Consider the following 13,420-nt stretch of genomic DNA (forward strand, 5'->3'; position numbering starts at 1 on the left):
CCACCCATGAAAACCGCGACACAGCGCTTGCCCACGCAATCCCTCACCGAAGAGATTGTTGAATGGATTAATGAAGAAATCCGCGAGCAGCGGCTCAAACCGGGCGACAAGCTGCCCAGCGAAAAACAGCTGGGCGAGCAATTCTCGGTGAGCCGCTCGGTCGTGCGCGAAGCCCTGTCCCAGCTCAAATCCGAAGGCATCGTCAATGCCCAGCAGGGACGCGGCGCCTTCGTCAACGAGCGCGGCTCACGCCAGGCCTTCCGCTTCGAGGCGGCGGCCCTCAATGATGCCGAGGGACTGGAACACGTCATCGAACTGCTGGTGACGCTGGAAACCGCAGCTGCCCGCTATGCGGCCATCCGCCGCACACCGGAAGACCTCAAGAAGATCAAGAAGGCCCTGGTCGGCATGGAGTACGCCATCATCAATGACAAGCTGGGGGACGAGGAGGATTTTGCCTTCCATCAGGCCATCGTCGACTCGACCAAGAATCCGCACTTCTGCATGCTCAACGAGTATCTGGAACAGCACGTCAGGAGACTGATCCGCCAGGCCCGCAGCAACACCGCGACGAACTACAACAATCTGATCCAGGCCGTGCAGGACGAGCACAAGGCCATCCTCCAGGCCATCGAAGACAAGGATCCGGTGGCCGCGGCGATCGCTGCCGAAACGCACCTGCGCAATGCGGCAAAGCGGCTGAACAAGTACCTGAGCTGAACCCGGTGGAGAGTCAGTGGTATTGCCGGCGCGCTTCACCGCCGGCATTGCGTCATCGCACCTGATGCGTACGCGGTGCGTGGTCCGTTGCAATACGTTGTTTCGCGGCAGCATCGAACCCGGCACTATTGCGGAAGATATTGGGTTTCCGATAGATCGCCAGAATAGTGCAGCCTTCCGCGCTATGCGTTTCATGCAAGGAACCAGGCTTGCGCCAGACGAATTCGCCTGCGCGGCAAATGCCATCATGGTCCGAGAATGAGCCTTCGATGACGTAACTTTGCTCAATCTCGGGATGCTTGTGAAACGGCAAGGTGGTACCCGGCTGCCATCGCAGCAGGCAAGTCATCTCGCCAATTTCCTTGTTCTCGTAGAGCACTTTGATCTCGATGCCCTCAAATTGCGAGGGCTTCCAGTCCATTTCCTCGGGTTTCATATATACCGAACCACCGGGAGTCGGTTGCAGCTCACCACTCAGGCGATCTTCAAAGCTCTTGTCCATTGCACCCATTTTTTCATCTCCTCTCGACGACATTAAGCAGCTTGATCCAGAACCGAGGTCACCAGGTTCTGGGGCACTTCCAGTTCAAACCCCGGCTCGGCCACGTGGACGCGAATGTGCGGGAAGCGACTTCTTACCGCGTCAGCGAATTCACTCCAGGGCCGGGAGCTCACCTCCATCATTTCGTGGAACTTCTCATGAGGTGGATACAAGACCACCACCTGCGGCTTGAGCGCAGCCACACCGCGGACCACATCCTGAATGAAATCAAGCTGCATGCCGGCCAGCAGGATGTCGGTCTTGAAGCGACGGCCCAGTGCTTCAATTTCAGCATCCGTCATCTTGCTGTTGAAGCCTTCGTTGTAATTCAGGATCGTGGTGCCGTCTGGCAGCTCGACATGAAATCCGGTGTAGGGAGAATAGAACGGGGCATTCGTGGCACTACTCCATGCCCAGGCCAGTTGCGTGGTGTTTCCCTTGAAGACCGCCTTGGTCAGCGCCTTGTACAAATTGATGTCGCGATGTTGCCAAGGCAGCGCCGTAATCTTGAATCCCGGCACGGAGACGCTATCGAAGGAAGCCGGCTCGATGGCACGCAGCTGCGCGGGCGTAAATTTGTGACGCCGCTGCATGAAGCGGGTAAGCGACGGCGCGCCGATCACGCAGGCGCCCGTTGCCTTTGCCACTTCCGGCACGTCCAGAAAATGCTCTTCGTGGCCATGCGTCACGCAGATGTACTTGGCATGCATGAAATCGTCGAGATGGAACCACTCGGCGCCGCAATAGGGACGATAGAAAGGATCAAAGAACAGCGCTCCGTGCGACGTCTCCAGGGCAATACTGGACCAACCGTAATACTTCAGCTTGGCTGCTGCATTCATAATTTTCCTCTTTGATTCAAGCAATAATTTCAATAACCGCTTCGATCTCTACCGCGACATTCATAGGCAGCGAACTGACGCCGACCGCAGCTCTGGCATGGGCGCCAGTGGCGCCGAACAAGCGTACGAACAGGTCAGATGCGCCGTTGACGACCTTGGGTGCATCAGCGAAGTCGGGAGTACAACGCACGAAGCCACCAAGGCGGACCACCTGTGCAACGCGGTCCCAGCGGCCATCGAGCGCGGCCTTGATCTGCGCCAGCACATTGAGTGCGCATTGTTGTGCGGCCTCGTAACCCTGTTCCACGCTCACGTCCTCACCCAGCCGGCCGACCAACGTGGGGCGCCCATCCTTCAGTGGCAGTTGACCAGAGACGAAGAGTAGATTCCCGCTCTTCTTGTAGCCGACAAAGCTTCCTGCCGCCGCACCCAATTCCGGTAGTACCAAATCCATCTCCGCGAGCCTGTTCTCCAACATGTCTGTCCTTTCCTTATTTAAGAAGTACTTCGTTCTTGGTCTCACGCGCAAATATCGCCGCGACCAAGGTAATCAGCGCCAGCACCATGAGCATCACCGACACGCCGGCCGTTCCGCCCATATAGCCGGCCAATGCCGTTGCCAGCACCGGTGCAAAGCCACCACCCAGGGCTGCCGCCACCTGGAATCCAAACGATGCGCCGCTGTAGCGCACATTGGCCCCGAACAGCTCCGGGAAATAGGTCGATTCGGGGGCAAACATCAGGCCATGCCCCAGACTCATCGCAACAACAATGGTGAGCATGACAATCTCGGGCGTCCTCATTTCCAATAGCCAGAACAGAGGAAATGCGAAGGCCAGGGTAAAGATCGCGCCAATGAAATACAGCGGACGGCGGCCAATTCGATCTGACAGAAATCCAAACAGAGGAATGGTGACGAGCTCGACCGCCGCCGCCACGAGGATGGCATCCAGGATCATCGACTTGGGTAGCTTCAGCGTTCCTGTCGCGTAGACCACCACAAAGACCGTCAACATGTAGACCCAGGAGACTTCCGATATCTTCAAGCCGACAGCGACCAGAAAGCTCCTGGGATGCTTGAAGATGGCCTCCTTCACGGGATTGCTCACAATCTCCCGACGCGCTTTCATCTCCTCAAACACAGGCGACTCGCTTACGTTACTGCGGATGAACATGCCCAACAGGATCAACACCGCGCTGATCAGGAAGGGAACCCGCCACCCCCAGGCCAGGATGTCGGCCTCCGGCATTTTGGCGATTGCGCCGAACACCAGTGTTGCCACGACCAGACCGATAGGGAAGCCGACTTGCACCAGGCTGCCATAAAGCCCTCGATGCTCTTTTGGCGCGTGCTCCAACACCATGACCGAGGCGCCTCCCCACTCCCCTCCCAGGCCAATGCCTTGAATGAAGCGCAAAGAAATCAGCAATATGGGCGCCCAAATGCCAATCTGGGCGTAGGTCGGCAACACACCGATCAGAAAGGTGCCCAATCCCATCATGACCAGCGTCAGCATCAGGATGGATTTTCGTCCCAGGCGATCGCCGAAATATCCAAAGATCGCGCCACCTAATGGCCTGGCCAAAAATCCGACTGCATAACTTCCTAATGCAGCCAGGGTCCCCAGCAAAGGATCGATGCTTGGGAAAAACAGTTTGTTGAACACGAGTGCGGCGGCCATACCGTAAATAAGAAAGTCATACCACTCGATGATGGTGCCGATGGTGCTGGCGAAAACCACGGAACGCAGGCTGCGCTGACTGCCTACGTTGTTCGCACGGGCGTGCAGGTCGTAACTGGTTGTCATGCTGATGTCCTTTCGAAAACGATGTTCGTTGAACTTCCGGGAAACCGCCGCCCATCCAAAATGGTCACAACAGGAAACTTGCCTCACCATTTTGGAACGTCCCGCACAAGCATGAAACTCAATAAATCCTCAATATCATGCATAAATATGCGATTCAGGCCGACTAAAGTCAAGCTCTGCATATTTCATGCCATGAAACATTTAATGCAAAAGTTTCATATAATTACCACGTACCGCATCCATCACGAGGAGGAAGTCATGAAATTTGGCGTGTTTATTTATGAAGGAGTCGAGCCAATCGACCTGGCCACCATCGGCGTACTGTCGATGGCGCGTCGCATCGCACCTGAGATCAGCTTCTGGACCGTAGCGGCAACGGCCGGGCCGGTTCGGCTTTCCAATGGATTGACGGTGATCGCCGACTACGGATTTGATGACTTGCCTTCCATCAACATTCTTGTCGTGACGGGCGGCCCTGGATGGGAGAAATGCTGCGCAGACCAGGCTACGCTGACGTTCTTGCGCAAGATGGCCGGACGCGCCACGGTGGCATCCGTTTGCACCGGCGCCATGATCCTGGCCGCTGCCGGCTTGCTGGAAGGTCAGGTCGCAACAACGAAGGTCGAGGTCGCAACCGGTGAACAGGTCCCATTGGAGATCATGAGATCGCAGTATCCCGGGATTGACGTCAAGGCAGCCTTGCTAACGGATAATGGCAGTATCATTACGGGCGGCGGAGTATCACGATGCATCGACGCCACCCTCTACTTGCTGGAAAAATACTTGGGAAGTGACGTAGCGGACCAGACCGCCCGCATCATGGAGTACACCCATGCGCGTGCGGCCAATTTGGCTGCGGCCCCCGTTATCAACAATGCGGCAAATGAATAGCGAAGAATATCCAGTCAAAGAAGAAAGCCCCACGGCCATCGAGCTGCAGCTCGGCAAGCGCATTTCAAAACTGCGCGCGGCCAGGGGGTTCACACAGGATCAGTTGGCAGCGGCCACCGGCTTCACAAAGGGATATCTCTCCAAAATAGAGAACTCCAAGGTCATCCCTCCCATTGGTACGCTGATCAAAATTGCCCAGGTCCTGGAGACGGACGTGGCTGATCTGTTGGAACCAGAAGAGGTTGACGATCAAAGCGACGCACTTTGCGTGGTCCGCTCCTGGCAGCGGGAGTCCGTCATCAAAGGTGGCAGCTCATTTGGCTACGATTACACCGCCCTGGCCCACAAGCGACACCACAAGCAGATGGAACCCTTCATCATGGTGTTTCCATCCAAGGTGGACCGCGATATCCGCTTTGAACACGAAGGTGAAGAATTCATGTTCATTCTGGAAGGAGAAGTCGAATTCGAAGCCACCATCGATAGCCGCAATAAAACCTGGCTCCTCTCCCCTGGCGACAGCATCTACTTCGATTCACGCATTCCTCACCGTGGGCGCAGCCTGAACGGCGAGGCACGTGCACTGGTCGTCATCTATCGCTCACAAAGCAAGATCATCCCGTAGAACAAAAAAATCGCTCCTGCGAAGAGGAGCGATTGTTGGTTGACTCGAAGATCTGCCTCCCTCCATTTGACCCACCTTCCATTGCCTGCTGAAGGCGGTGACCGTACTCCGAATTGAATCCGCCATCGTTACGGAGCTTTCGTTTGAAAGCGACCCTTCGCATGGGAGGCCATGCCGCCGTAGGGCCGTAGGGCCGTAGGGCCGCATGGCAGCTTCGCATCCGCTTATGCAGACAGCTTTTGCATTTCCACGATGAGGTCGGCTTTGCCTTCGAAGCCGATACCAGGCAGGTCTGGCATGGTGATGTAGCCGTTGTCGACCTTCACGCCATCAGGGAAACCACCATATGGCTGGAACAGGTCCGGGTACGACTCGTTACCGCCCAGGCCCAGGCCGGCTGCGATGTTCAGAGACATCTGATGGCCACCGTGCGGAATGCAGCGCTTTGCCGACCAACCGTGTTCCTTGAGCATGTTCAGCGTGCGCAGGTACTCGACCAGGCCGTAGCTCAGCGCACAGTCGAATTGCAGATAGTCGCGGTCCGGACGCATGCCGCCGTAGCGAATGAGGTTGCGCGCATCCTGCATCGAGAACAGGTCTTCGCCCGTCGCCATCGGGTTCTTGTAGTAGTTGCGCAGGGTGGCTTGCAGCTCGAAGTCCAGCGGATCACCCGGTTCTTCGTACCAGAACAGGTCGTACTGGGACAGCGCCTTGGCATACTGCACGGCGGTATCCAGGTCGAAACGGCCGTTGGCATCGACCGCCAGCTTCTGACCATCTTGCAGAACGCTCAGGATGGAGTCGATACGACGCAGGTCTTCATCCAGCGAAGCACCGCCGATCTTCTTCTTGACCACGGTGTAGCCACGGTCGATGTAGCTGCGCATCTCATCCTTGAGCTTGTCGTGGTTCTGATTCGGGTAGTAGTAACCGCCGGCGGCGTAGACGAAGATTTTACGGTCCGGCTTGCCATCACCGTAGCGGTCAGCCAGCAGCTGGAACAGCGGCTTGCCTTCGATTTTTGCGACGGCGTCCCACACGGCCATATCGATGGTGCCGATGGCGACCGAACGCTCGCCGTGACCGCCGGGCTTTTCGTTGGTGAACATGGTCGCCCAGATCTTGTGCGGGTCCAGGTTGTCACCCTTGTCGTTGACCAGCGAGGCTGGGTCCGCTTCCATGATGCGGGGGATGAAACGTTCGCGCATCAGCTTGCCTTGGCCATAGCGGCCGTTGGAGTTGAAGCCGTAGCCGATGACCGGCTTGCCGTCACGGATGACGTCAGTGATGACAGCCACCAGGCTCAAGGTCATCTTGCTGAAGTCAATGTAGGCGTTGCGAATAGGGGAACTGATAGGTTTGGTTACTTCACGGATTTCGACGATTTTCATTGGGCTCTCCTCAACATCGCCCGAATTGGCGACATGGTCTTTTCTTGGGAGCCCCTAGATTATTGCCAGATTGCTGACCTATACTTCACCATAAATGAGTTGATTATTAACTTACGGTGAAAAACGACTTCTCATCAGATTTGCAGTTCATTGTCCTTGTGGCGCGCCATGGAAGCCTTTCCGCGGCGGCCAGGGCGCTCGACATCACGCCCCCGGCGGCCACCAAGCGCCTGACGGTCATCGAAGAGCGCCTTGGAGTCCGGCTACTGAACAGAACCACACGCAGCGCCAGCCTGACCCAGGAGGGCGAGACCTATCTGGCGCACGCAACGCGGATTCTGGACCAGTTGCACGAGATGAAGGAAGCGGTCACCCGTAGCAGTAGCGAATTGCGAGGCCAGCTGGTCATCAACGCGACCCTGGGATTTGGACGGACCACTATCGCGCCGTTGGCCTCCGAATTCGCGCAGCGACATCCTCACGTAGAAGTCGACGTCGAGCTGACTGACCGGCCTGTCGACCTGATTGAAGGCCGAATCGATATGGCGATCCGGTTTGGGGAATTGCCGGACAAGCGCCTGAATGCCCGTCGACTGATGAGTAATCGCCGCTTTCTATGCGCCTCCCCACTCTACCTGGAACGTCATGGTGAACCCAGGACACTCGCGGACCTGGTGCACCACCGATGCATCATCCACAAGCAAAATGACGATGCGTACGGCATCTGGCGGTTCATGCACGACCAGCACAATGAAGTCATGAAGGTGAAAGGTGCCATGGCAAGCAATGACGGCGATATCGTCCTCGGATGGGCTCTAGATGGCCATGGCATCCTCATTCGCTCGGAATGGGACCTTGCCAAGTACCTTGAGAGCGGCCGTCTTCAGGTCGTACTGCCCGAATTCAATCCACCCTCGGCCGACCTCTACGTCTACTATTTGAATAAGAAAAATCAGAGTGCACGTGCGAGAGCATTCATTGACTTTTTGGCAGATAAATTCAAGAAGCGCAAAGCATCGAATCTACCCATATCGGCGGTCTGAGACTGGACATTCCGACCGGCCTGGCCAAGCTGCCTCAAGGAACGCTGGCTGCCGCAGTTCGACAAGGATGGCATGAACGTGCGCAAGATCGTGCTGATCATGTAAAAGCAGACTTGTCCCATGCACATCGCTCGCCTGGCCCCCGTTGAGGCAAGCGAAGCAGGACGGCCTTGACACCTCTGACAGCGATCGCCTGCCGTCCTCCGGCGCAGCCTGCACCCTCAGACCCTCACACCATCACACCCCCTCACTCCCGCGCAAGCCGCTTCTGCCGGCCCCGCCCCACGGTCAGCAGGGCCTGCAAGGCCGGCCAGGGATGATTGCCGGGATACAGACAGCAGGTAGACACCCGACCATCCGCGGTCTCGATGCCGATATACAGCCGTTGACCTTCGCGCAGGTCGGCGCTGCGGTTGAACAATCCCTCGTCGGAAAAGAACAGGATGTGCGAGCAACGCGGCTCGATCACGATGCCGCCGGCGCGACCATCGAAACAGGTGACTTCCTTGACCTCCTGCTGGTGCAGCAATCCCTCGACCACATAGATACGCCAGCCGATGACCGACAGCGGGCGCCGCGTCAGGTTGTGCAGGAAGATCTTGTTCCCCAGGCAGGAGCCGGATGACCGACCGAGCCTGGCAGCGATGCGCCGACGCACGCGCCAGAGGCCGGCCAGCTTGATCATGACCATGATGATGGAAATCGCTGCCACCCATGCTGCTGTGGTATGGAGGTCCATATTGCTCCGTTCGGAAGATGCATGTTGTTCTTCTGTTTCACGCCATGCTCCTCGCGCTGATCTGCAGGATGGCATCGCCGTGAACGCCCCGTCCTCCCCTTTACCCGAAGTTCAGGTTCTGGTCTGATCCGGCTCCATTTCGGAACGCCGAATTGCCGCTGCACATTATGGCGTCCCGTCCTGCGGCGCGATGTAGCACCATGGTATGGGAAACCCCTCCTGGCCCGTCCCTGCGGTCAATGTGCATGCGTGCAAGACAGCGCTGGCGGCCACGGCGTCTTAACACCTTCGTATGATTAACGCCGCCCGGCGCTCTCCGGGATCGGTGCGATTTTTGCTGATCTTGGTGCGGCAGGTCTCGCAAAGCGATACCACGCCTGCCGGCTTTTTTTGATTGCGGAACCGGCAATGGAAAATCGGCGATGCGGGTGCAGGCCATCGGGCAACTGATATTCAGGCCCGCACCTCGCGCCGCATCGATTGCGGCGGCACGCCATAGCCGCGCATGAAGACCTCGCGCATATGGCGACGGTCGCGGAAACCCGTTTCACGGGCGATCACTTCCAGCGGGTGACGGCTCTGCTCGATCATCAGGCGCGCCGCTTCCAGCCGCAGGCCTTCGACCGCCTTGGACGGCGACAACCCGGTCTCGGCGGTGAAGACGCGGCTGAACTGGCGCGGACTGAGATTGGCCTCCTCGGCCAGCTCTTCCACCGTGAGCGGTCGCATCAGGTTCTTGCGGGCGTAGTTGAGCGCATTCTGGATGCGGTCGGTCTTGGGGGCCAGGGCAAGCATTTCCGAGTGCTGGGTCTGGCCGCCGCTGCGATGCTGATGCATCACCAGGTTGTGCGCCACACCGCGTGCCACCTCCTCGCCCAGGTCCTTGCCCACCATGGCCAAGGCCATGTCCAGTCCGGCGGTCATCCCGGCCGAGGTCCAGATGGGGCCGTCGACGATATAGATGCGGTCATCCTCGACCTGGATGTCCGGGAAACGCGCCTGCATGTCGCGCGCGTAGAACCAGTGTGTGGTGGCACGCCGACTGGCCAGCAGGCCCGATTCGGCCAGCACGAAACCGCCCGTGCAGATGGCCGCGATACGTCGGGCGCGCTGGCCGGTGGTCTGCAGGAAACTGCGCTCCTCCTGGCTGGAGGGCGATTCCAGGGGATTGCCCACGCCGCAGACCATCCAGCTGTCGATATGATCGGCCTGCGCCGCCGGGACCGTGTCGATGGCCATGCCCAGCGAGGAGCGCACACCGCCACCGGCCACGGAGAAATTGCGCAACACATAGAAGTCCTCGCCGGCCACCTTGTTGGCGTATTCGAAGACGGACTGCGTGGCCAGTCCCATGATCTGGAAGCCGTCGGTAAGCAAGTAACCGATGTGATGCATGCTGAACCCTTCCCGTTACCATGATGTGCAAGCCAGCACCATAGCCGGCCGCCTCTGTTCGCGCAAGCGCTCAGGCCGGGAGCGGCATGGCCTCCGGCAAAGGAGACGGATGTGGATCGGCTTCGGGCTGCAGCTGCGGCGCGCCGGCCAGCAGCATGCGCAGGCCAGCCAGTTCCGGCGGGCAGGCAGCGTCCTCCAGTTCGCCATTGACCATCTCGCGCATGAGCTGGCGCAGGACCTTGCCCGAGCGCGTGCGCGGCAAGCTCTCCACCAGCACGATGCGACGCGGCCGCGCCCAGGCACCGATGGCCGATACCACGGCTTCACCCAGCCGGTGTTCCAGCAGGCTGGGCAGGTATTGGATACCGGCGCGCGGCACCACCACCGCCATCGGCACCTGCCCGCGTAGGCGATGCGGCATGCCGATCACGGCCACCTCGGCCACGGCATCGTCGGCCAGCAGGACTTCCTCCACCTCGCGCGTGCCCAGGCGTTTGCCGGCCACGTTGATGACGTCATCGGCCCGGCCCAGTACGCGCAGATGACCATCCGGCCCGGCCACCGCCACGTCGAAGGTGGCATAGCGCCACTGGCCCTGCTCGCGCCGCCAATAGGTGCTCAGGAATTGTTCATCACGCTGCCACAGCGTAGTCAGGCAACCGGGCGGCAAGACGCCGCTGGCCACCAGCAGCCCCTTGTCACCGGGGGCGCAGGGCTGGCCGCCCTGCCCCTCCAGCACGGCCAGGCGGTAGCCAGCCGCCGGCAGTCCCGGCGAACCCCGCTGCCGTCTTAACGGGGTGCGGCCGTCGAGGTCGGTCAGCGGCAGGCCGATCATGGGCGAGCCGGTCTCCGTCTGCCAGTAGTGATCGATGACGGGCTTGCCCAGCGCCTCTTCCAGCCAGTCGGCCGTCGGTTCGTCCAGCGGTTCGCCGGCCAGGAACAGGCAGCGCAAGGACGACAGGTCGGCGCTGCGAAAGGCGCGGCGTCCACCCCGCTTGAGCAGCCGCATCGCCGTCGCCGAGGACAGCATCAGATCCACGCCATGCCGCTCCACCAGCCGCCACCAGGCGCTGGCATCGGGCCGCAACGGCGAGCCTTCGTAGAGCACGCTGCGCATGCCCAGCAGCAAGGGGCCATACAGCCCATAGCTATGACCGACCACCCATCCCAGGTCGGAGGTGGTGAACAGGGTCTGCCCGGGCTGCGCCTGGAACAACAGGTCCATCGAGGTCGCCAGCGCCACCGCGTGGCCACCGGTATCGCGCTGCACGCCCTTGGGCTGGCCCGTGGTGCCGGAGGTGTAGAGCAGATAGCTGGGTTCGTTCGATTCCAGCCAGACACAGGGCACTTCGGCCTGCAGATGGCGCTCGCGCAGCACCGCGTAGTCATGGTCGCGCCCGATCACCCGCGTCCAGGGCAGTACACCGCGATCCACCACCAGCACCGGGCAGGCATGACCGGCGATCTCCAGGGCCTGATCGACCCAGGCCTTGTAGCCCACCGCCACGCCATTCTGGAAACCGGCATCGGCGCACACCACCAGTGCCGGCCGCGCATCGACGATGCGGCTCGCCAGACTGGCCGGGGCGAAGCTGCCGAACACTACCGCGTGCACCGCACCGATCCGGGCGCAGGCCAGCATGGCGATGGCGGCCTCGGCCACCATGGGCAGATACACCAGCACCCGGTCGCCGCGCCGCACCCCGCGTTCCAGCAGGATGGCGGCCATCGCATTGACCTCGCGATGCAACTGCCGATAGCTCAATACCCGCTCGTGGCCGCCGTCCTGTTGCGCCTTCGGCTCGCCCTGCATCTCGTTTGAAATGCAGATCAGGGCCGCCTGCTCTGCCCGCGCTTCCAGATGGCGGTCCACGGCGTTATGGCAGAGATTGGTCAGCCCGCCGACGAACCAGCGTGCAAACGGCGCCCGGCTGTCATCGAGAACCTGATCGAAATCGCGCTGCCAGCTGATGCGGCCGGCCTGCTCGCGCCAGAAACCCTCGGGGTCCTGCTGCGAGCGTTGCATCAGGCGGCCATAGGCGGAACTGGCGGCGTCCACGGGCGAAAGTACGGCTTGCTGCGGCATGGGAAACTCCCTCGGGCTCAGGCGGCCTGTGACAGCGCCGATGGTGTCGATTCAGTGGACGACGTCGCCCCGGCACGCAAGGCGCTGATGTGGTCGAACAGGTAGCGCGCATCGCGGTCGATGCCCGAGAAGCGACCTGATCCCCAGGTGTATTGCCACGGCAGGCCGAGGAAGTACAGACCGGGGGCGGCCGTCACGCCACGCTCGTGACCGGGATAGCCACGGCCGTCGAAGATGGGTTCGTTGATCCAGCTGAAATCGGTACGGAAGCCGATGCACCAGACCACCGCCGAAATGCCCGAGGCGCGCAGGTCCAGCGCCCGCGCCGTATCCGAAGGCGGCTGCCAGACCGGCACATAGCGGGCTTCGGTGGGAGCCTCGATGCCGTTGGCGTCGATGAAGCGGTCGATGCTGTCCTTGATGCTTTCGGAGACGGCATCGGCCTCGTCCAGATACCCCTTCACGCCGCCGCCGAAGTGCGCCACCTCGCCCTCCAGGCTCTCGAACTTGCCATAGAGCTGCATGCCTTCCAGGGCGAACTTGCGTAGGTCGATATCGCGCCCGCCATCGCGGCCGGTGACGTAATGGTTGGTTTTTTCGCGTACGCCCGTGCCCAGCGGATGCTTGTCCACCGGCAGGTCGTAATACTTCATCTTGTCCAGCCACTCGACCACATCCTTGCCCCGGTAGGTACGCGCCACGCGGGGCGCGTCACCCACGCCCAGGTGCACGCGACGGCCGGCCAGGTGCAGGTCTTCGGCGATCTGGCAACCGGACTGGCCGGTGCCCACCACCAACACCTCGCCCTCCGGCAGCGATTGCGGATTGAGATACTGGCTGGAGTGGATCTGCACGATATCGGCCGGCAGGCGCTCGGCCGCACGCGGCACCACCGGGATGTGATAGCCGCCCACTGCCACCACCACCTGGTCGGCCGAATAGGCGCCATCGCTGGCGGTGATGCGCCACAGTCCGTCCTCGCGCCACAGTTTGTTCACGCTCACGCCCTCACGCACCGGCGGCTGGAAGCTGGCGACGAAGCCATCCAGGTACTCGACAATCTCATCCTTCTTCATGAAGCCGAAGGGGTCCTTGCCGCGATACGGGTAGCCCGGCAGGTTGCATTGCCAGTTGGGCGTGACCAGGCAGAAGGTATCCCAGCGCTCGTTGCGCCAGGCATGGCCGACCTGGTGCTTTTCCAGGACCAGATGATCGACCCCGGCTTGCTTGAGGTACCAACTGATGGACAGCCCGGCCTGGCCGCCGCCGATGATGATGACACTGTGATGGCGCACTGCGCCTTGGCTTGCAATGGACATGATGTTCCTCGTGGGATGTT

The 13,420-nt window shown here is 60.4% G+C and carries 13 protein-coding genes; 4 read left to right on the top strand and 9 right to left on the bottom strand.

The window, feature by feature from the left end; translation table 11 throughout:
- Positions 1–6 precede the first annotated feature (6 nt).
- A complete protein-coding gene (locus tag I5R65_RS11170; RefSeq protein WP_006463049.1) occupies positions 7–720 on the top strand; it encodes a FadR/GntR family transcriptional regulator in 714 nt (237 codons plus the stop codon).
- 52 nt (positions 721–772) lie between these two features.
- Here I5R65_RS11170 and I5R65_RS11175 read toward each other — a convergent pair whose 3' ends face one another.
- Genes I5R65_RS11175 through I5R65_RS11190 form a run of 4 tightly spaced genes read right to left on the bottom strand, consistent with a single transcriptional unit; the run spans position 773 to position 3,911 of the window.
- On the bottom strand, positions 773–1,231 hold the full coding sequence (locus I5R65_RS11175; protein WP_180669720.1) for a cupin domain-containing protein: 459 nt from the start codon (positions 1,229–1,231) through the stop codon (positions 773–775).
- Positions 1,232–1,254: 23 nt separating this feature from the next.
- Complete coding sequence (locus I5R65_RS11180; RefSeq protein WP_180669722.1) at positions 1,255–2,103, bottom strand: MBL fold metallo-hydrolase; 849 nt, start codon at positions 2,101–2,103, stop codon at positions 1,255–1,257.
- A 16-nt stretch (positions 2,104–2,119) separates the two neighbouring features.
- Entirely contained in the window at positions 2,120–2,581 is a 462-nt protein-coding gene (locus I5R65_RS11185; RefSeq protein ID WP_180669724.1) for a RidA family protein, read from the bottom strand.
- A 13-nt stretch (positions 2,582–2,594) separates the two neighbouring features.
- Positions 2,595–3,911 (bottom strand): MFS transporter, encoded by a 1,317-nt coding sequence (locus tag I5R65_RS11190; RefSeq protein ID WP_180669726.1) that lies wholly within the window; start codon positions 3,909–3,911, stop codon positions 2,595–2,597.
- Positions 3,912–4,169: 258 nt separating this feature from the next.
- On the opposite strand from I5R65_RS11190, the gene I5R65_RS11195 reads away from it, so the two are divergent.
- A complete protein-coding gene (locus I5R65_RS11195; protein WP_180669949.1) occupies positions 4,170–4,802 on the top strand; it encodes a DJ-1/PfpI family protein in 633 nt (210 codons plus the stop codon).
- A complete protein-coding gene (locus I5R65_RS11200) occupies positions 4,795–5,427 on the top strand; it encodes a helix-turn-helix domain-containing protein (RefSeq protein WP_006463062.1) in 633 nt (210 codons plus the stop codon). The genes I5R65_RS11195 and I5R65_RS11200 overlap by 8 nt, the downstream gene beginning before the upstream one ends.
- Before the next feature lie 224 nt (positions 5,428–5,651).
- On the opposite strand, the gene I5R65_RS11205 is transcribed toward I5R65_RS11200, so the two are convergent.
- Positions 5,652–6,818 carry a mandelate racemase/muconate lactonizing enzyme family protein gene (locus I5R65_RS11205; protein WP_180669728.1) on the bottom strand — a complete coding sequence of 389 codons (1,167 nt, stop codon included), beginning with the start codon at positions 6,816–6,818 and terminating at the stop codon, positions 5,652–5,654.
- 116 nt (positions 6,819–6,934) lie between these two features.
- Here I5R65_RS11205 and I5R65_RS11210 point away from each other — a divergent pair, with 116 nt between their 5' ends.
- Complete coding sequence (locus tag I5R65_RS11210) at positions 6,935–7,861, top strand: LysR family transcriptional regulator (protein ID WP_180669730.1); 927 nt, start codon at positions 6,935–6,937, stop codon at positions 7,859–7,861.
- A 247-nt stretch (positions 7,862–8,108) separates the two neighbouring features.
- Here I5R65_RS11210 and I5R65_RS11215 read toward each other — a convergent pair whose 3' ends face one another.
- The 4 genes from I5R65_RS11215 to I5R65_RS11230 all read right to left on the bottom strand — a co-directional run bounded on the left by I5R65_RS11215 (position 8,109) and on the right by I5R65_RS11230 (position 13,400).
- Positions 8,109–8,600 (bottom strand): hypothetical protein, encoded by a 492-nt coding sequence (locus tag I5R65_RS11215; protein ID WP_180669732.1) that lies wholly within the window; start codon positions 8,598–8,600, stop codon positions 8,109–8,111.
- Positions 8,601–9,053: 453 nt separating this feature from the next.
- On the bottom strand, positions 9,054–9,995 hold the full coding sequence (locus I5R65_RS11220; protein WP_180669733.1) for a GlxA family transcriptional regulator: 942 nt from the start codon (positions 9,993–9,995) through the stop codon (positions 9,054–9,056).
- Positions 9,996–10,065: 70 nt separating this feature from the next.
- Entirely contained in the window at positions 10,066–12,081 is a 2,016-nt protein-coding gene (locus I5R65_RS11225; protein WP_180669735.1) for an AMP-binding protein, read from the bottom strand.
- Between the two features lie 17 nt (positions 12,082–12,098).
- On the bottom strand, positions 12,099–13,400 hold the full coding sequence (locus I5R65_RS11230; protein ID WP_180669737.1) for an MSMEG_0569 family flavin-dependent oxidoreductase: 1,302 nt from the start codon (positions 13,398–13,400) through the stop codon (positions 12,099–12,101).
- Between the last annotated feature and the right edge of the window lie 20 nt (positions 13,401–13,420).

Source organism: Herbaspirillum sp. AP02 (genome assembly GCF_015767275.1).
GTDB lineage: Bacteria > Pseudomonadota > Gammaproteobacteria > Burkholderiales > Burkholderiaceae_D > Herbaspirillum.

What these genes read in the sequence shown, in the direction of transcription:
- I5R65_RS11170 (WP_006463049.1), top strand. Translation starts at nt 7, where the DNA reads ATGAAAACCGCGACACAGCGCTTGCCCACGCAATCCCTCACCGAAGAG.
- I5R65_RS11175 (WP_180669720.1), bottom strand. Translation starts at nt 1,231, where the DNA reads ATGGGTGCAATGGACAAGAGCTTTGAAGATCGCCTGAGTGGTGAGCTG.
- I5R65_RS11180 (WP_180669722.1), bottom strand. Translation starts at nt 2,103, where the DNA reads ATGAATGCAGCAGCCAAGCTGAAGTATTACGGTTGGTCCAGTATTGCC.
- I5R65_RS11185 (WP_180669724.1), bottom strand. Translation starts at nt 2,581, where the DNA reads ATGTTGGAGAACAGGCTCGCGGAGATGGATTTGGTACTACCGGAATTG.
- I5R65_RS11190 (WP_180669726.1), bottom strand. Translation starts at nt 3,911, where the DNA reads ATGACAACCAGTTACGACCTGCACGCCCGTGCGAACAACGTAGGCAGT.
- I5R65_RS11195 (WP_180669949.1), top strand. Translation starts at nt 4,170, where the DNA reads ATGAAATTTGGCGTGTTTATTTATGAAGGAGTCGAGCCAATCGACCTG.
- I5R65_RS11200 (WP_006463062.1), top strand. Translation starts at nt 4,795, where the DNA reads ATGAATAGCGAAGAATATCCAGTCAAAGAAGAAAGCCCCACGGCCATC.
- I5R65_RS11205 (WP_180669728.1), bottom strand. Translation starts at nt 6,818, where the DNA reads ATGAAAATCGTCGAAATCCGTGAAGTAACCAAACCTATCAGTTCCCCT.
- I5R65_RS11215 (WP_180669732.1), bottom strand. Translation starts at nt 8,600, where the DNA reads ATGGACCTCCATACCACAGCAGCATGGGTGGCAGCGATTTCCATCATC.
- I5R65_RS11220 (WP_180669733.1), bottom strand. Translation starts at nt 9,995, where the DNA reads ATGCATCACATCGGTTACTTGCTTACCGACGGCTTCCAGATCATGGGA.
- I5R65_RS11225 (WP_180669735.1), bottom strand. Translation starts at nt 12,081, where the DNA reads ATGCCGCAGCAAGCCGTACTTTCGCCCGTGGACGCCGCCAGTTCCGCC.
- I5R65_RS11230 (WP_180669737.1), bottom strand. Translation starts at nt 13,400, where the DNA reads ATGTCCATTGCAAGCCAAGGCGCAGTGCGCCATCACAGTGTCATCATC.